18 protein-coding genes are annotated in these 19832 nt (G+C 27.9%); 14 read left to right on the top strand and 4 right to left on the bottom strand.

Features of this window, described 5'->3' with window-relative positions; genetic code table 11:
• Positions 1-99: 99 nt before the first annotated feature.
• The 4 genes from V7P59_RS06490 to V7P59_RS06475 all read left to right on the top strand — a co-directional run bounded on the left by V7P59_RS06490 (position 100) and on the right by V7P59_RS06475 (position 7308).
• Positions 100-3903, top strand: coding sequence for a hypothetical protein (locus V7P59_RS06490; protein ID WP_333809343.1), 3804 nt, complete (start codon positions 100-102; stop codon positions 3901-3903).
• 148 nt (positions 3904-4051) lie between these two features.
• The gene (locus V7P59_RS06485) at positions 4052-6535 is read left to right on the top strand and encodes a hypothetical protein (RefSeq protein WP_333809342.1); all 2484 of its coding nucleotides are present in this window, start codon (positions 4052-4054) and stop codon (positions 6533-6535) included.
• A 3-nt stretch (positions 6536-6538) separates the two neighbouring features.
• Entirely contained in the window at positions 6539-6808 is a 270-nt protein-coding gene (locus V7P59_RS06480) for a hypothetical protein (RefSeq protein ID WP_333809341.1), read from the top strand.
• Entirely contained in the window at positions 6808-7308 is a 501-nt protein-coding gene (locus tag V7P59_RS06475; protein ID WP_333809340.1) for an endonuclease V, read from the top strand. The genes V7P59_RS06480 and V7P59_RS06475 overlap by 1 nt, the downstream gene beginning before the upstream one ends.
• A gap of 53 nt (positions 7309-7361) precedes the next feature.
• Here the strand turns inward: V7P59_RS06475 and V7P59_RS06470 are convergent, their stop codons facing one another.
• The 4 genes from V7P59_RS06470 to V7P59_RS06455 form a co-directional block, all read right to left on the bottom strand.
• Complete coding sequence (locus V7P59_RS06470; protein WP_333809339.1) at positions 7362-8024, bottom strand: response regulator transcription factor; 663 nt, start codon at positions 8022-8024, stop codon at positions 7362-7364.
• Positions 8021-8788, bottom strand: coding sequence for a sensor histidine kinase (locus V7P59_RS06465; protein WP_333809338.1), 768 nt, complete (start codon positions 8786-8788; stop codon positions 8021-8023). Before V7P59_RS06465 ends, V7P59_RS06470 begins: the two co-directional genes overlap by 4 nt.
• The gene (locus V7P59_RS06460) at positions 8767-9330 is read right to left on the bottom strand and encodes a hypothetical protein (RefSeq protein ID WP_333809337.1); all 564 of its coding nucleotides are present in this window, start codon (positions 9328-9330) and stop codon (positions 8767-8769) included. The genes V7P59_RS06465 and V7P59_RS06460 overlap by 22 nt, the downstream gene beginning before the upstream one ends.
• A 135-nt stretch (positions 9331-9465) precedes the next feature.
• Positions 9466-9783 (bottom strand): hypothetical protein, encoded by a 318-nt coding sequence (locus V7P59_RS06455; protein ID WP_333809336.1) that lies wholly within the window; start codon positions 9781-9783, stop codon positions 9466-9468.
• Between the two features lie 543 nt (positions 9784-10326).
• Between V7P59_RS06455 and V7P59_RS06450 the strand changes: the two genes are divergently transcribed.
• From V7P59_RS06450 to V7P59_RS06405, 10 genes are all read left to right on the top strand, one after another.
• Positions 10327-10698: a hypothetical protein gene (locus V7P59_RS06450; RefSeq protein ID WP_333809335.1), complete on the top strand. Its 372-nt coding sequence runs from the start codon at positions 10327-10329 to the stop codon at positions 10696-10698.
• A gap of 11 nt (positions 10699-10709) precedes the next feature.
• Positions 10710-11978: a hypothetical protein gene (locus tag V7P59_RS06445; protein WP_333809334.1), complete on the top strand. Its 1269-nt coding sequence runs from the start codon at positions 10710-10712 to the stop codon at positions 11976-11978.
• 24 nt (positions 11979-12002) lie between these two features.
• Positions 12003-12182, top strand: coding sequence for a hypothetical protein (locus tag V7P59_RS06440; protein ID WP_333809333.1), 180 nt, complete (start codon positions 12003-12005; stop codon positions 12180-12182).
• A gap of 20 nt (positions 12183-12202) precedes the next feature.
• A complete protein-coding gene (locus V7P59_RS06435; RefSeq protein WP_333809332.1) occupies positions 12203-12667 on the top strand; it encodes a hypothetical protein in 465 nt (154 codons plus the stop codon).
• Between the two features lie 40 nt (positions 12668-12707).
• Positions 12708-13589 (top strand): DUF4747 family protein, encoded by an 882-nt coding sequence (locus V7P59_RS06430; protein ID WP_333809331.1) that lies wholly within the window; start codon positions 12708-12710, stop codon positions 13587-13589.
• On the top strand, positions 13576-14202 hold the full coding sequence (locus tag V7P59_RS06425) for a hypothetical protein (RefSeq protein ID WP_333809330.1): 627 nt from the start codon (positions 13576-13578) through the stop codon (positions 14200-14202). The genes V7P59_RS06430 and V7P59_RS06425 overlap by 14 nt, the downstream gene beginning before the upstream one ends.
• Positions 14203-14544: 342 nt before the next feature.
• Positions 14545-15438 (top strand): HamA C-terminal domain-containing protein, encoded by an 894-nt coding sequence (locus tag V7P59_RS06420; protein ID WP_333809329.1) that lies wholly within the window; start codon positions 14545-14547, stop codon positions 15436-15438.
• On the top strand, positions 15438-17990 hold the full coding sequence (locus tag V7P59_RS06415) for a DEAD/DEAH box helicase (protein ID WP_333809328.1): 2553 nt from the start codon (positions 15438-15440) through the stop codon (positions 17988-17990). Before V7P59_RS06420 ends, V7P59_RS06415 begins: the two co-directional genes overlap by 1 nt.
• Positions 17991-18076: 86 nt before the next feature.
• Positions 18077-19213 carry a hypothetical protein gene (locus V7P59_RS06410; RefSeq protein WP_333809327.1) on the top strand — a complete coding sequence of 379 codons (1137 nt, stop codon included), beginning with the start codon at positions 18077-18079 and terminating at the stop codon, positions 19211-19213.
• Positions 19214-19399: 186 nt separating this feature from the next.
• Positions 19400-19726, top strand: a complete 327-nt coding sequence (locus V7P59_RS06405; protein WP_333809326.1) for a hypothetical protein — start codon at positions 19400-19402, stop codon at positions 19724-19726.
• The last annotated feature ends 106 nt before the right edge of the window (positions 19727-19832 follow it).

The raw sequence follows: 19832 nt of genomic DNA, 5'->3' as shown, positions 1-19832 counted from the left end.
AAGAGTATTTATACTTATTAAAAGAAGTATAAATACGAATAGAAAAATGCATTTCGCCCACTTATATTTGAATTTAATAACTTTAAATTTATTTTAAAAATGGACACAGAAATCAAAAACACGCTCTTTCGATTTGTTAACATGAAAGCACCTGAATTATGTTCAGAAATCGACATAAAACCAAATTTTATAACTCAAACTCCAGAAGAAGGTTATTTTTTTGACGCAATTGATAACATCTCCCCTGGAAATACAAAAAGAGATGTTTTATTAGCAGCCGCAGCTGATTTTGAAGATGATGCTATAAAAATTGATGAATTAAAAGATCTTAACAGTGACTTATATTTCTTTTCTGTTTGGTTAGCTAAAAACAAAAGACAGGCTACTAATTCTGAAATAGAAACTCAAGCTAATTTGATAACTGATTCCTCAATTAATTTAGGTACAATTTGGGAAAATTTAATCTATCAAGTAATTACACAAAAAGATTTTTATATTAAAGAAACATTGATGCAAATATTACTTGCACATCATGTTTGCGAATCGAATCTTGGTACATTTAAGGAAAGAGCTTTAGCAAAAGTAGTTTTGTCAAAAAAACTTTTCACAGATAACGGCACAAAGATAAGTGCGGAAATCAATAAAACAGTTGATTTAAATCCTCAAATGATTTTTGCAAATCCAATTTTAAACAAATTGGAAAAACAAGCCATAGCAAAAGAAAATATTAATTTATTAACTAAATTAAAAAATGAATTAGTAATAGCTGAACAAAAATATCGTAAAGAATATCAAAATCAATACAAAAAAGACTATTTAGATTATGAAGATGAAATTAAACCTTTAATTGACAAATATAATGATGATGTAAAAGCAGCATTGAGCGATTGGTGTTCAATAAATCCTACATCAAGCACATTACCTTATGACCCTTCTGATCCTTGTCAACAAGCTCCTGTTGTTCCCTATCCAAAAATTCCAGAATTTGAATTTTCTTTTATGGAAGAACTAGATTCAAATTTCATTAGTGAACAACTTACTTTAGAAAGTTATGAGGTATTTCAAAACATAAATATATATCAAGAAAGTTCAGAAATATCAAAATTTAATGATTCTAGTAAACTAGCAAATATTAGTCCAATAACTTATAACTCTTTTAATTCTATTTACGATGGAATTAACCAGCTAATTGATGCCGAAAATCTAATAATTAGCGACAATAATATTGACAATGGAAATACTACTGTAGTAATTGGTGGTAGCACTATAACGATTCCAAACACTTCTATTCCTCTCGAACCATTTCAATATGAAATTAAAACTAGAAGAAGAAGTGTCTTTAACGTTACATCCCGAACACTTCAACTAATGGTTGGAATTCCTGACGTTAACTCTAGGATTTCAGCCATACAATACAGAATGACAAAACTTGATAACTCAATAGTAGAAAATAGTTCAACAATTGTAGACCATTATACTGGTTATGATACAATGGTTGACTTAAATATGGATGGAATTACATCAAATCTAAAAGAATTATCAGTTACAATCCAATTATCTAATGGAGCAGTTGCATCAATTTTAATTCCAGATTTTGCTCTTGATAGTACTTACAAAAACCATTTATTATTTTTAAATGAAATCTCTGATATTATAGATGAAGAAAATAATTCAACTGTAGCTCCTGAAAACACTTTTATTCCTACTGGTTTTGGAGTAAAACAAATTGGAATAGCTGACTATAATAAAGTAGAACAAAGTATACATGGTTACATTGAAGGTGAAGTAGCTCATATTGAAAATGTCATGGCTCGTGAGTTCAAAGAAAAATCTACTAGAAGATTGAGAAGAAGTGAAATCACAGAAACAACTTCATCTGAAACAGAACGTGAGCAATTAACAGACACTTCATCCGTTGACAGATTTGAGATGCAAAGTGAAGTAGCGAAAGTAATTGCGAATAGTAAAGATTTTAGTGCTGGATTTAATGCATCATATAACGGATCTAGTTTTAGTATCTCTACCAATGCTAATTTTGCAACACACAATTCAAACGAACAAAGTACTCGACAAGCTGTTACTAGCGCAAAAGAAATTACAGAACGAGCTTTGGACAGAATTGTTAAAAAAGTCAAAGAAGAACGAATCGAAAAAATTTTAGAAGAATTCGAAGAAAATAATTCTCATGGATTTGACAATAGAAAAGGTGATAAACATGTTGTTGGTGTATATCGTTGGGTCGATAAAGTAATGAAAAACCAAATTATAAATTATGGTAAGCGATTAATGTTTGAATTCATGATACCTGAACCAGCTTGCTTGCATAAACTTGGAATGAAATCACAAAATACTGACGAAAAAATATCATTTCTTGTTGAACCAGAGGATCCTAGAACATCTAAAATTAATAAAATTGATAATTATTCAAAAATAACTGACGCTACTATTAAATACTGGTCATCAAAGTATAATTTTGAATTTGAAACAGCTCATCCCCAAACAATTTGGGCAGGTAAAAGCATCAACATGGGTAACGAAGGAACAGATAATAATATAGAGATTCCTGAAGGTTATCACCTTACATATTATAAAGTTAAAACACTTCATCGAGGTGGAAGTAGTGAGGGCAATGCTGGTTTTAGTGTTTCAGGTGCAACAAGTTATACAAATGCTATTATTGGAACGTGGGAAGAATCTGTTTCTAATAAACTTTATGTTGGAAAAGTACCTGTTTCTGCATTCTTCAGAAAAGCAGATGCAGGATTAGTACATTTTGATTTAAAATTTGAATTAGATAATTCTTTAAAAAATAAATGGCAACAACAAACATTCAACGCTATTATTAATGCCTACGAAGAAGCTTTAGAAAAATACAAGGAAACATTATCAACAGAACAAACAAATGGGATACAAATATTAGAAACAAATCCTGGATTTTACAGAGAAATAGAAAACACATTGTTGAGAAAAAATTGTATTTCTTACCTAATTTCAAGTAATCCTATTGCAAAACGCACATTTGGGAAAAATTTCTATAAAAAAATTAATCCTAGTTTAAATAATAGTTTTGATAACATAATGATTAATCAAAGCACAGATTTAGATGATTATGCAGCTTTTGTGAAATTTATTGAACAAGCTTTTGAATGGGATATCATGAGTTATTACTTCTATCCTTTCTATTGGGGTAATAGTAAAAATTGGATTGAAATGTACCAATTCGATCAAACGCACGATCACATATTCAAAGCGTTTATGCAAAGTGGTATGGCAAAAGCAATTGTAACGGTTAGACCAGGGTTTGAAGAAGCTGTACAATATTACATGCAAACAGGTCAAATTTGGAACGGTGGTGAAGTGCCAGTAATTGGGGATGAATTATTCTTATCTATTGTTGATGAACTTCAAAAACCTGAAGGAGAAAAAGTAGGCAAAGCTTGGCCAACAAGAATACCAACTTCAATGACAATTTTACAAGCACAAAGCATTGGATTGAATGTAACTAAAGCTTTACCGTTTAATGATGACTTATCTGATTTTGAAAACCCTGACGAAGTACCACAATCTTCTCAAATAATTTTTAATAATGCTCAAATTGGGGGTGGAAATTCTAAAACTGCTCGCATTGTTGGTAAAATTAATTGTGATACTATCATTATGTCAAAAATTCAATTGAATAGATTAGATGGGTCAATCCAAGATAGAACTTTTAATGATATGAATGGCGACTGGGAAATAAACAATTTACCTGCTGGCACTTATGAATTAATTATTGATAAGGATGATGAATACACAAACAATAATTATATAGTAATGGTAGGTTCTAAACAGCAAACTGTTGTATTAGATGATGATCAAACTCTTGAAATTGAAATAACATTTTCATTAAGTGGTTCTTTTTAAATAAAAAAACCTCTAGAGACATCTCATCTCTAGAGGTTTAATCAATTTCAAAACTTGAAAAATTCAAAATAAATTTAATAAAATTAGTATGAGATTTATATTATTAAATATATGAGCTCAAATTTATTATTTTAAAAAACTAATGTAAATGAGAGCTATAGATTATGGAATACAAAATTTTGGAGATCCATCCTACAAAAACACCAAATCAAATGTTGTTGTATTTAATGAAGCAGTAAATATAGGAAATGATTATGACATAAATTCAGATTTTAAGTCCGATTATCATTTTATAGAAGTCAAATTTATAAATAATGAGATAGGTCAAAGAAGTATAGTTTTTATAACAGATGGTGAAAAAATCTCTTGGGAGCAATTTGATTACATCAAAAATAGTGATATAGTATCTTGGCGCGAGATAGATTTCAATTTTTCATTTGAAAATACAACAACGGATGAAGTTTTAATTAGAGAATCAAAAATATATGAAATTGAAGGTAAACAATTTGTAAAAGTAGCTGGCCAATTACAAAATTTTTATATTATAGAGGAAAATAGGCAAAAAAAGAACAAACCTTTAATCTTACTTAATGATATACTAAACGACAAATCTACAAGTGTAATTGTTTTTATTTCAGATGATGGAGTAAAGCTTGAGCGTGCTTATCAAAATATTGAATGCTATAATAATGAGGTAGTCTTATTCATTGAAAATGATTTTGGTAGTAACTTATTTGGTTCGGTATTACGAATAAAATTAGGTGCCAACATAACAGAAAACAGCAATTTCCCTGCAAGCCAAACAGCAAAAGTAATTAATGCTTTTAAACTTGGAATTGATATAGATACGGTTACTCTTTCAAAAGCTATCAAAGAAGAAATTGAAAATAATGAAGGGATTATTCACTACATAAAAAAAAGATTTTGGGCAACAGATAAAATTGTTTCTGTCCCTGTAAATTTTGCTTTTAACACACTTAAAGAGGCTTTTGATTCCATTTCATCTGGAATTAATAGTATAAAATTAGAAGAAAACAGATGGAGATATTATAACGAAGACGGTACAAAAAACGAAGAAAAAAATCTATTATTTTTTAATTTAAATGACTTTGAAAAATTAGAGGCTAAATTAAAAACTAACTACCATAAAAAAATGTTTTCTAGTGCTTTAAAACAATTAAATAATAAAAATGATGAGTGGAAAGCAAATATAAAAACCTTAAAATTTGATAAAGAAAATAAATACCTTCATACCTACATTAATGATTCTATTAATAAAATTGACAACATTTTAAAACCAACAAAAGATTTTTTAGGAAATCCTGAAGCATTAGTTATTGAGAACAATAAAGACACACTCATTGCTTTGAACGCTTTTTTAGTGGGTTTTATTAACGGAATTATTGAAATTTTTAAGGGTCTTTTTGATATTTTAAGCCTTTTGTGCCAACTATTTGAAGGAATAAGAAAAGGTACTAGTTATTTAGCTCAAAATTTAGCTAGTTTATTCAGTATGTTTTTTGAAGGCATAGAAAATTTTTTAGACTCCTTAAAAAACCTCTTTACAAAAGAAAACCTCAAGGCTTTATTGCAGTTTATAGTGCAATTACCAAAACTTTTTCTGCAATTATCAATTGAGGGAACAAATTATCTTTTAAATACAGATTTAAAAGTACCCATAGATGCTTTTGGATACTATATAGGCTATTTTATTGGTATGCTTGTAGATATAATTATTAGTGCCATATTTACAGGTGGTGCAAAAACAGTTGCCGATGTTTTAAAAATTATAAGCAAACAATTCACAGAAATATATAAATTTGCAAAAAGCACTTTAAAGTACACTTCTAAAGTTGCAACAAATTCTATTGAGTATACAATTGATTTATTAGCTAAACTAAGAAATGGTGCAAAAAACATCAAACCTTTTTTGGAGGAGATACTGGAGTGGTTGAGAAAATTGTTTGATGATATAAAATCATCTAACAAAATATTTAATTATAAAGATGTATATAAAATAAAGTATGAAGGTCGAAATTTACAAAATTTAGTTGATGAGGGTACTGCTTTAGCAAAATATGGAAAAATAGGCAAACAAACCGTGCAAGAAGTCAATTTACAGGTACAAAAATTAGTAAACTCATTGTCTAAAACAAAACTAGAGAAATGCACAATGGTTTCTGGGATGACATATATTAAAAATGGCAAAATATCTAAAACATTTACAAGGCATAATTTTACAAAAATGAATGGCATAGACGAAATTGGAAAATTGACTAGTAATGGTAAATTCTCGGATGATTTAGGAAACCCAACTAAGTATCAGATTTTTTTAGACGAAATGCATCCTACCTTACGTAAAAGATATGATTTACATATGAAAGAAGTTAAAAAAGGACTTAATGCAGATTCATCTGATATAGCACGATCAGGAATAGAAGCTAGTCATGGTGAAATTAGAGCCTTAGATGATTTATTAAAAGAAATTGATCCTTTAGGAGAGTTAGGAGATGATGTATTTAAAGATATTGTTGGCTATAATAGATATTTAAGAGAAGGGGCTAATAAAATTCAACCACCTTGTGCACATTGCCATTTTTTAACAACAAATGTAAAATATATAGGACTTTAAAATATGAGTTTAAGAGTAAAACAAGAAGATTTAAAACTAGTAGGGATAGATAGTGGAGGTAGTGAAATTTTGCATTATAAGGGCAAGCCATTTACAGGTATTAAACTTATTTATGAAGATGCTGGATGGTTGTCAGGTGAAATAGAGTTTAAAAATGGTTATAGAGAAGGTTGGGAAAGAGAGTATTATGAAAATGGACAGCTTGAATCAGAAGTAAAAATGCACAATAATATTGCTGTCCCTGGCACATGGAAATATTATCCTAAAAAATAATGCTACTCGCAATAGATGTCCATTACAAAGAAAAATACTCCAAAGCCGTTGGGGTATTTTTCAATTGGGAAGATGAAATCCCAAAAGAAATTGAAACAACTATTATCGATGAATTTGCAGAATATGAATCAGGGCAGTTTTATAAAAGAGAACTGCCCTGTATTCTCCAGCTTTTAGAAAAAATAGATTTAAAAAAAGTGGAATGTATAATTGTTGATGGTCATGTATATATAAATAATAACAAAACTTTTGGTTTAGGAGGTCATTTGTATCATTCATTAAATGAAAAAATTCCTATAATTGGGGTAGCCAAAAAATCATTTGTAAATACTGATAAAGTTTCTTTTCCTATCTTCAGAGGTGAAAGTAAGATGCCCTTATATATTTCCAGTATTGGAATTGAAATTAATTCTGCATTGGAAAAAATAAAAAAAATGAAAGGAAAATATAGAATACCAACTATCCTTCAAATACTAGACACAGAAACAAAAAAGGATTAAATTTCAAAACATAAGCTACCCTAAAAAGTAGCTTTTATCTATTTATTATAAAATTAAATATCACTCAAACTTATAGCATTAGTTTTCAATGCATACAAAATTACACCAATAAAATTTTTAGAGGCTGTTTTTTCCATAATGCGTTTTCTGTGTTTTTCTACAGTTCGAGTACTAATGCATAACTTATCCCCTATTTCTTTACTACTCATTTCTATACAAGCCATTTTAATAATTTCTATCTCTCTAGCGGTTAAAGAAACATGTACTGTCAAATCTAAGTTATAATGTACTTTTTTCTCCCATAAAATAGCTTCTCTAATTACGGCACCTAATTCCACATCAAAATAATAATCGCGTTCAACTACATTTCGTATGGCACTTTCCAATAGTTCTGGGGGTGAATTTTTTGTAAAAAAACCATTAGCACCGCACTCCATTATTTGGTGTATTGCCTCTTTAGAAGTAAGCTGAGAAATAATCAATATTTTTGCTTCTGGATTAATCAACTTCAAACGTTTGCAAACTTCATAACCATCCAATATTGGCATTTGAATATCAAGTAACACAACATCAATGACTTCTGTTTCAGCAAATTTTAAAAAAGCCAACCCATCATTAGTATCATGTATAATTTCAATCCCTTCAAATGAAGACAATAATAAGGACAAACTTTTTCTAAAAAGTTGATGATCGTCAACTAAGGCTACTTTAATCATATTTCTTTAGGTAAATAAATAACAAAATGGTTACCACTTGTAACTTCACGTTGAACAAGTTTAGCACCAATACTACTCAAACGGGATTGTATGTTTTGCAAACCAGAACCTTTAGATTGTGCATAACTCGATTTAAAATCAAATGATACTCCATCATCAACTAACTCCAAGCTAATTCCCTCAATGGTCTCATAAATAAACAAATTGCATTCGCTTATAGTACCATGCTTTAGCATATTAGAGGTAAACTCTTGAACAATTCTAAACAATTCATATGCTATAGCTGTACTAACTACAAAATCCTCTAAATACTCTTTTAAAGCAAAATTTTTATCTGATGATTTACTCAAGGTTTCAAAATAATCTTGAACAGCCATAACAAAACCACCATTCTCCAACAAAGGAGGCATAAGTTTATAGGATATCAATCTTGTATTTTCTATTGTTTGCTCTAATGCAATTTTCATCTCTTCTAATAAAATTTGATTCTGACTATCACGAATCTTTCGTGATAACAACAAAAAATAATTACGTATTGCACTCAAATCACTTTGAACACTATCATGCAAATCTTTTGCAATACGTTGACGTTCTTGCTTCTCACTTTCCAAAGCGGTTTTCAAAAGTAATTCTGTTTCTTTCTGCTTCATCTTAGCAAAATGTCTTTGATAAAAAGACACCATAAACAAAAGTATAAAAGCAAGAAACATCATCATAAATGTTCCTATCCAAAAAAAAGACTTTATCTCATCCGAGCCTTCCATATACTAATAATTAAAAAAGTATCTAAAACAATATTAAAAATTAAGTTTATAAACCAATAATCTGAAAGTAAAGATTTATTGATTAAATAAACATGATTAGCAACAAGAAATAAAAAAAAAGTACCACAATAGTATAAAATTAATCCTGAAATAATAAAAAATATTGAATTTTCAATCAGACTAACAACTTTTAATTGTTTAAAAACTTGTCGAAACCATAAAAAAGAGAAAACCAAAATAAAAATTGTTTGAATTAATTTAAATTGATAATTAAATAAAAAAAAATCATCAATTGTATATTTTATAGCAATTGAAAGAAATAAAAAAAGAATACCTAATCCAAAAAACAAAAACAAATACTTATATTTTGAATTTAATATTTTAAAATAAAAGTAAAATATTGTGGCATAAGACAATAAATTATATGTAATGAACCAATAATTTACTTTCCATTTAAAATATAAAGACCCTACTAATTCATATATACTTCCAAAAAAGACTAGCATGATAAATGGCTCAATAAAAAAAATTTCTTTATTCAAAAATTTATCTTTCTGGATTTTAAAAAAAATAAATGGAATTATTCCACATAAAAGAGTAAAAATAAAAATATAAAACATACAAAAAATTAAAAAAACCTATCAAATGATAGGTTATATGAAACTTTGTAAAAATAATTATTTTTTTGATAATCCATCTATTGGACAAATTGGAGGGCAGGTAATTACTTGATCATAAATTAATCCATTTTCCAAAATCTCCTTTTCTTCAGCATCTATTCCAACCAAAACCAAGCTAATTTTACTATTTAAATCATCATAACCATTATAAATTCTCACCCCTATACAATTCTCTTGTTCTAAAATATTTTTAACATTATTAGCTCCAATAAATGACGAAGTTACCTCACCTGGAAATTTTGATTCAAATGCTGTAATTAATGTTTTTGCTTCTTCTTCTGTAATAATACTACCTGTGTTTACATCTGGTTTCATAAATAAATTGTTAATGTTATGAAACCAAAAGTATCGGCTGGAAACAGGCTTTAAAATACGTATTTTTACCACTTTTTATTAAGTATAATTACTTAATACCGCCTCTAAAACCTAACAATTAGATTACCAAAAAAAAGAATCAACTTTACAGAATCAGTGAAAAATAAGTATTTATACGTACAAAAAATGCGTTGAAACGAACAAGACTGTTTTATAATCTACATAGTGGGGTAAGGATTCAAGCATAGTAGTCTAACTGACATCCATTTGTAAAAATCTAACTCTTTGAATTAATATTTCAATTAAAACATATACCCATAACCTTAAATCATAAGCAATTATTTATCTTGAAAGACAAAGTTATGAGATATACGAACCTTTCTCTTCTCCTTATCTTATCTCCTCTTCTCCTTATCTCCTCTTCTCCTTATCTCCCTATCTCCCCTTCTCTCTTTTCCCTTCTCCCTCAAATTAAGTATTTCCACGTATTTCAAACCCAAACCCTATACCCTATTTTTACATACTAACTAAAACTGTAATAATATGTCAACTAAAACCAACCTAAACACGCTATACTTAATAAACGATAGTACTAAAAAAATAAACCTTGAAATTATTGTAGGTGACGAAGGGCAAACATCATTGTTAACGGTTCGATTAGATAGAAAAATCATCCAAGAAAACCATGCAGGAAACTTAGCCAATATTGAAATTGGAAAAAACAATGAACTAAATGGAAAAGTGCTGAAAATAACAGCCACTATTACAGATACGTCTACAAAAACAAACGTGACCTTTCTAAACATTAAAATGTCTGGAGGAGTTTTAGCTAGAAGCTATCCTTTGTACAAAACAGTTGAAAACGAAGGGGATTCAGCCAATTATTATGCAGTGATTGAATTTTACAAACCTTAAACTACGTAGTCATGAACAAAATAATAATTCTAATTGTCATTTTACTCACAAGAACAATTGCTTTCGCTCAAAATGATAACCAAACATTAAATACTGCACAGGAATATGATTTACTAAAAGCACCTGTTTCTCCTGCCTCTAACTTATTAGGATTTGCTCAAAGCGAAATCGATAAACCAACAGACGTGTCTGAATTCATGGTATCACTTCAATCGGCATCAAATAGCTATACACAACTTCCTTCAAACTATGCCATTGACATTGCACCCTATTGGTTATTAAAAAGTAAAAACTTAGGAGACATTACAACAAGCGGTCTGAGTACTTCATCAGGAAAAAATGTTATTCCACAATCCTTAGTACTATCATTCGCTATAAAAAATGTAGACTCAACTTCACTTAACTTTAATAGAGACAATACTTATGCTGGTTTCGGATTCAAGTTTTCTATTTACAGAGGAGAATACGACACTGATACCCAAAAAAGTTTGGCAAAAATTAAAAATTTACAAGAAGTCAAACTAAAAGCAATGAATAAAAATCTAGACAACTCGCTAGAAAAATTGGCTGAGGAAATTGCTGACATAGAAAGAACGCGTAAAGATGTTTTTAAAGGAATTGATTTTAATGACGAATCGGAAGACAACCTCAAACTAATAGAATTACTGAATAAAAAAGCTGAAAAAATGAATCTAGAAATAGAACAAAAAATGGAAGCTTTATTAAGCACTAGTGAAATCAATAAAGAAATAACAACAATAGATGAGGAAATAAAAAAAGCAGCAAGTAAATTCCAACTCACAAGAACAGGATTCACATGGGATATTGCAGGCGGAATTAGTGGAGAATTTTACAACAAAAGTTTCGACCAAGGCAAAATATATAATGCTGGAATTTGGACAACAATGGGATACACTACTGAAAAATCAGGTGCCTTTTTAGGGATAGTAAGATACTTATACAACCCAGAAAGAATATTTGCTTTAGATAATAGTACAAATGAATTTAATAGTGTTGCTACGTTCGATACAGGATTCCGATATATCCTAGGAGAATCACAAGCAAAATTAAATGCCAGTTTAGAAGCTATTTACAGAAACTACTTCACAGAAAGTGAAGCTGACAATTCTTGGCGTCTAATGTTTAACATTGACTATGCTATTCTCAAAAATCAAAAATTAACGTTCTCATTCGGTAAAAACTACGACGGTACGACCACTAAAGACGGTAATCTAATTGCTGCATTGGGAATCGTATTTGGATTTGGAAATAAAAGATAAACAAACAATTAAAAATTAAATCAAATGAAAAAATTAATCGCTTTAATACTAATTACATTTCTAAGTTTAATAGTAAACGCACAAGAGAAAAAATCAAAAACCTACCAACAACATCGTAGTGCAAAAACTGGTAGATACGTTACCAAATCTGAAACTAAAAAAAGTCCTAGTACAACTTATACAACTAAAAGAAAAAAAGGTTAAAACAAAATCATAAAACAAAGATGAATAAAACTATTATTGCTGTACACGGAAGAGCTGGTGAAGGAAAATCAGAAACAATAAAAAAAGTTTGTGAAATTATATTAAGGGATTTCCCAAATGCAATTCCTTCTATAATACCCAATTATTCTGGGGATATTCTTTTAACTATTCAATTAGATAAAATTAAAATTGGTTTTGAAAGTCAGGGGGATCCAAATAGCAGAATGATATATGATGATACTATTAAAAAATTGGCAGATAAAGAATTAAGTAAAGAATTTGGTGGTTGCGATATAATTATTTGTGCAACAAGAACTGGTGGAATGACAGTAAAAAAAGTGGATAAAATAGCCAATATTTATGGATATAATACACTATGGATTAGTAGCTTTTTTGGTCCAAAAATAAATCATAGTGTTTTGAATAATAAAGCAGCAAATAACATCATTGAAATCGTAAAGGCTTTAATAATAAAGCAATTATAGTTTTTAAATTTTAATAAAAATCTTAAAAAGTAAAAATAAAATGAGAAAAGAAGAAAGACAGAAGCATCAATACTTTTATCTGATTAACATTAAACTAAGGGATAAAAGGTCAAATAAAGAATTAAATGAGAATGATTACATTCGTTTGTTCAAAGATGTATATGATAAAAAAATACATGCTGAATCTTCTCCATCAAAGCATTGTATTTTTAGAACTTTATTTTTTGACAATCAAATTAACGGAATAAAATATATTTCTGGCACTTTAGCTCAATTCACTTTTATAAAAAATGATAAATGGTTTAGCTTAAAGTCCCTTGATATTGACGAAGAGTTCAAAGTCCCAAATGGTTTGTTCCCAGATGCTAAAATCACTCAAGTAATTTTCGTTCCTAAAGCTCACAGACTTGCTTACAAAACCAATACTGATTTTAAAACAAAACCATATACTATAAAAAAAATTCTTGAAATAGCATTAAACGAAGTATGCAAAGAAAACGAGTATGTTCAAATTGACGTTGAAACCGATTATTCTAGTTTTGAAAAAATATTAAATGCAAATTTTATTAAAAAATTGACTATTGATATTAACTATTCAAATTTTGACAACGGTGGTGATTTTAAAGAGTTTATTGAAAATGATATTAAAGCTTCAGACTCAAGTAGATTAGTTATTGAGGCTACTCATAAACCAAACAAAACGATAAAAATAAAAGAAAGTCAAATCTTAACTGGTGCTTTAGAATCTTCTATAAGTAATGGGGAAAGTGAAGCCAAGATAATTGATGAAAATGGAAGAGTAGATACCATAAAGACTTCTGATTATCCTTTAAAGGATTATGTATATGGAGTAATAAGTAGCTTTGATAGATTAGTTTTAGAAAAAATCATTAATAGATTTAGAAGTGATGACAAAAACTAACCAAAATTATGATATAATTAAAGAGACTACAATTTTTGGTTTTAATTCAATATTTAAAATTGTTGGTATAAAAAAGGTATTATTTTCAAATTGGATAAACATTGTACCTTTAGTTTCTGCATTTTTAATTGTAATATTATGTCTTCTATTAAAGATTAATCTCTACATCGTTTTAATTGAAATTAAAGATTTAATGTTAAACTTTTTACCTGGCATTTTAGGTTTCACAGTAGCTGGTTACTCTTTTATGATTGGATTAATTCATGTTGGCATGATAAATAAGATTACAGAACCTTTAAATGAGGAAAGTAAGTTTAGTTTATATCAAAAATCCTCAGCTACTTTTGCAGCAAACATAATAATTCAAGCAGTATCATTAGTAATTGCTTATTCATTCCATCTATTTATTTTTTTTGATAAACATGAAAACTTGAATGTTGATTTAAAGAATATTTATACAACACTTATTAATTTATTAGCTCTTCTGTCAATCTCTTATTTGTTCACTATTTCATTACTAATGGTAATCCAAGTTATAATTAATATTTTTAATTTTAGCCAACTTCATCATTATTTTGTTAATAAAGAAAAATTGGAAAAAATGGACCAATAGTTAAATTAATATTTTTTTGGAAATTTAAAATATTTGACTTGAAATTAAGAAAACATTATAAAAGATAATATCCTCATAATGAAACTTTAAAAAAAGATATCATTAATTCAAAAAATAAAAAAAGCATAATACAATATTTTTCTTCGCTAATGAGCCTTATATTTTCTCCCAACAAATTCATATTACTCAAAGTCTACCAAATAATTATGTTTACAGCTATTTTCATATTTATTATTTTAATGCTAATCCTTTCTAATTAAAATTACGTGTTTTTACGTATTGTTTATAAAATCAAAATAAATTTTATTTGAGCATTTAACTAAACCTAATTATATAATCTAAATGATTGAAAAAAATATAAAAGAAGATTTTCTTGAATTGTTTTATAATGATATTTGTGATGAAAAGTTAGAGAACAACAACAATCTAAATCTTTTCACACTAAAAGTTAAAAACAATACATTTTCTTATGACGAGTTAATAAATGAATTAGGTAACAAACTATATTATTTTGCACTTTCAAGAAAACAAATTAATCATCTGAAAAAAGAGGATAAACTTAACGATCTTATAAAAAAATCTAAAGCTAAACTTAAAGACTACAATACAAATGATGGAGAACTAGGTGAAATACTATTATATTGCTTACTCGAATCTCATCTTAATGCGCCTAAAATTCTGACAAAATTAGAATTAAAAACAAATTCTAACGACTATGTAAAAGGTGCGGATGGTGTCCATATACTAAAACTTAATGAATCTGATTACCAACTAATCTTAGGGGAATCAAAACTAAACTCTGACATAAGTTCCGGAATATACGAAGCTTTTGGGTCTATTGACAAATTTTTAAAATCAAGTTCTAAACTAGAATTAGAAATAGATTTAGTTAATAGCGAACTTGTCAAAGAATCGTATGATGAAGAAAGTTATAATACTCTAAAGAAAATTATGATCCCTAGCGCAAAAGAAGATAAAACATATTTGGATTATTCATTTGGTATTTTTCTTGGCTTTGATATTCAAGTAAGTGAAGAAGAACGAAAGCAAAGCAATAGTGATTTCAGAAAGAATATTCGTGAGAAAATAAAAAAACAAGTTTTGGAGGCTAAGGCTTCTTTAAATTTTCAGCTTAAGAAAAAAGGATATTCTGGCTATCAATTTTACATTTATGTTGTTCCTTTTTCAGATTTAAAAAACGTAAGAAAGGATATTATAAAACAAATAGTTGAATAATGAAGTTAATCGAAAAATTAGTTGAAGATATATTTCAAGACAATTACTTTAATTCACTTTTCAGTAAATGTTTATTAATAAATGCTGAAAATATTTTTAAACTAGAAGAGAAAACAGATTTGTCCTTAAAAGAATTAAAAGATATACTACGTTTCGCAGACATTCTTTCCAATTCAAATAATTCAATTGCTAGAAACAAATCTTATCAAATAGCTTCAGCTTTAAATCACACATATAGTAATAACGAAATTTATAGAACTATTTCAAAAGCAATATTTAGCAAACTAGGAAATTTTCCTGCCATCAATTACTTAGAAAGTAAAAATAACAATTTTGCTACTCTTCCACTTTTAAGAGAAATTGAAGTTGAATCTAAAAAACTAATTCAGGAAGCTCCTGATGGTAATGGTCTGGTTTTTACTGATACGCAATTTAAACTATTCAATAAACTTTCTAATAGTGTCGAGTTTAGTTTTTCTGGACCAACATCAATGGGAAAGTCATTTATAATTAAGTCATTCATAAAAAAAGTAATTAAAAATAGTCCTCCCGAAAATATTGTAATAATTGTTCCGACGAGAGCATTGATAAATCAATTTTTTTCTGACTTAAGAACAGAACTTGAAGAGCAACTTGAACTTTATAGATATAAGATATTTATCAACTCAAATGTTTCAGAAAACTTAACAAAAGAAAGATTTAATTACATTTTTATTCTTACTCCTGAAAGATTATTAAGTTATTTATCAGAAGACAAAAAACCTCCTATTGGATTCCTGTTTATTGATGAAGCTCATAAACTTGCAAATGAAAAAGATTCGAGAAGCGTTACAACATATTCAGCTATAGAAAAGGTTCAAAAGAAATTTGGTAATATTAAACTCTATTTTTCTTCACCGAATGTCTCCAATCCAGAAATATTTTTAGAATTATTCAATAGAAACAAACTGAATTCGTTTAAAACAAATGAATCACCAGTAAGTCAAAATATTTACTTTGTAAATCTTGAAAACAATGAAGTTGAAACATATTACAATAATAATTCCGTTCCACTTGACAAGGTTTTAAAATCAAAGCAAAATTATGAATTATTAGACTTCGTTCAGTTTATTGGAGATGGAAAAAACAATCTAATTTATTGTTATTCAAAAAGAAACACAATCAATAAGACCATTAAACTTGCAGAGAAAATTCAAAAAATAGAACTAAGCAAAGAACTAAGTCAAGCAATTAAAAACATAAAAGAGTATATTCATCCTGATTACTATTTAGTCGATTTTCTAGAAAAAGGAATTGCATACCATTATGGTCGATTGCCACAATTAATAAGAAATCTAATTGAAGAACTTTACCAAAAAGAAGAAATTAGATATGTTTTTTGTACTTCAACATTATTAGAAGGTGTAAATATGCCTACACAAAATATTTTCATCATTGATAATAGAAGTGGTAGTAAAACACCTTTATCTCAAATTGATTTTTGGAATTTATCAGGAAGAGCAGGAAGATTAACAAGGGAATTGGAAGGAAATATATTTTGCGTTCAATATGACGAGTTTAAATGGGAAAGTAAAGATGTATTTATCAAAAAGGAAATCACATTAACACCAACCGTTCTTACAAAAATTGACAGAAACCTTAAAAGGATAGAGAAGGCTTTAAAAAATGAAGAAATTAAATCAGGTTCTGAAACTGAAAAAGAAATTTTAAAATATATAGCAAATATTCTAAAAGTGGATACGCTTGAAACCAATTCAAATTACAAAAGCCCAATCATTGAGAAATTGATAGAAAAAAATAAGCACAAAATAATCGAATTAGCTAAAAACAAAGTTGAAAATTATCAACTTCCTAAATCAATACTTAAATTTAATCAAACCATTGATTTTGATATACAAGAAAGCGTTTATAAAACTGTCCAGAAATCAAAAAAAAGCATTTTACCACGAGGAAATGAAATAAAATATGAAAGTATTCTAAAAGTACTTTTACAATTTCATACTCTATATTCTTGGGATAAAACCGAAAAAAAACTTTCTAATAAAAATAGCTTAAAATACTATTCTGTTTTGATCAATCAATGGATTAACGGCTTTTCATTAAGTCAAATAATTAGTCAATCAATAGAGTGGAATCACGATAATAAAAATAACATTGAAATTGATTTTAGAGAATATGAAGTATTTAATAAATCCAATAGAAAGCATATTAATTTACTGATAGAAAAAATTATAGATGATATTGAATACGTTTTACGCTTCTTACTTGAAAAATACTTTAATCATTATTACCAAATTCTTTTAAGTGTCATTGGAGAAGAAAAAACTGGAGATAATTGGGCAACACTCTTAGAATATGGAACACAAAACCCGTTGATAATTGCTCTACAAAATATTGGAATCTCAAGAAACACTGCATTAAAATTATTCAAAGAACATAGAAGTTCTTTAATAATCGAGGATAACAAATTAGTAGGTGTTAAAAAGTCTCTTTTACTCAAAGAATTAAAATCAACTTCACTAGAATATGAAGAAATCAAAAGAAACCTATAAAAAGATTGTTCCTAATACATTTCGAAATTGTTAAACATAAGATAAATCAATTTTTTCAAAATAAATAAAGCAACACCTATAATCTTATGCAAAAAGTAATAAATTTAATAATTGGGCTATTTCTATTTACTTATCCCATATTTTCACAAGAACCCATTGATGTAACAGACCAAACTATTAAAATTAGTGGACTTACAGAAGAAGAACTTTATTTTGGCTTTGCTGTGGGCGATAAAATAATTTTAAACTTTAAGGAGGTAGACAACAAAGAATTAAAGGAAATTGAAATTGTTGAGTATCCAAATAACTCAAAATTTTCAGATTATAAATCTAAACAAATTGATAACAAAATAATATCTGTAACAAAGCAAGGGGTATATGCCTTCAGATTTAAAAATACAGCACTTGGAGGACGAATTTGCAAAATAAAAATTCAACGTATTCCTGCAAATGAAGAAACTAAAAGTTTTAACTCAACAGTAACTTGGATAGACAAACAAGAAACGACTTTTAATACATATACAAAAGATGTTTTGGTCGGGTATGATACTTTATATACCCAGAAAACTAAAAGGGAACTAGTTAAAACAGAACTCTCTGAAGATATGATAATAAATAAAAATGAGAGAATACATTCTAGTACCAATCTTGAATATAAAAACTACAAAACAATTCAAGTTACATTACCTGAAAATGAAATTTCAACATATAAAACTAAAAGAGTTGTGTCTTGGGCTTATTGGATTGGTGTTGGAAAAGAGGCTTCAGATGCTTGGGCTAAAAATGTTAAATCCATAACAAATCTAGCATCAGGAACTGCAACAATTTTTGGAGGTGGTCCATTAGCAGGGTTAGCCATTGGTACAGTTTCTAATTTAGCTGTGCCGACGATGGGAGAAGATGTAGCATATTGGTTCATTACAGATTATAATAATGCTCAACTTTTTATGACAAATCAAAATTTTATGCAATTTGATAAAGGAAAAGGGATAGCTGCTTATGGCAAAAATTCTAACAGAACTCAAGGAATTTTCTATATCGGTCTTTTAAATGATAATCAATTTCAAGGAATAGATGCAAACGTAAAGATTTCTGTTATCTGGGAAACCAATTATTATGAAGACAAACAATTTACCGATATAAATGTTACTCCTCGATACGAAAAGAAAACATTTTCAGAACCAATAATAAAAACTATTAAAGTTCCAGTGATAGGAATGTAACGTTATACCCTAATTTATATATTATCATATTAATACCATCTTCTTTATCAATTCTAATAAAATTATGTTTTTAGATAACGTAAGTATAAATTAAAAGAGAATATATTTAAGTTCAACATATATTTATTATGATAGTTAACAAATATCTAAGAAAATAAAAATTAATTTAAATAATCCATCTATAAAATGACTAAAAAACAATGGCAAGAATTATATAGAATTCTAAATGATATTCATACAAATTTTGTAATCGATTATCAAACATACAGAAATGGTAAAAATAAAAAAATTAGAAATGATGCAGAGAGAAAAATATTCAATGCAATACATTTAGCAGATTATCACGTTAAAAACAATCCTGAAGTATATGAACTCTTTACTGGAGGCGCAGATGTTTCAGATTATGGCAGAGCAATAATATATGAGGAATTTACTAGACCAAATTATTTTGGTCACGATTTAAATAAACTATTAGATCAAATACAAGATAAAATAGACAGTCTAAACGAATAAAAAGAACTACAATTCACTATCATTTTACATCTGATGACCAAAATTTTAAAATTCAAAATGAGTTTTCTATGGGTTATTGTTCATATTTTTTATTTACTCATTCAGA

The sequence above is a fragment of the Flavobacterium sp. genome (assembly GCF_036782315.1).
Taxonomy (GTDB): domain Bacteria; phylum Bacteroidota; class Bacteroidia; order Flavobacteriales; family Flavobacteriaceae; genus Flavobacterium.
Note: the sequence above shows the minus strand (reverse complement) of the source record. Positions and strands in the feature narration are given on the sequence as shown.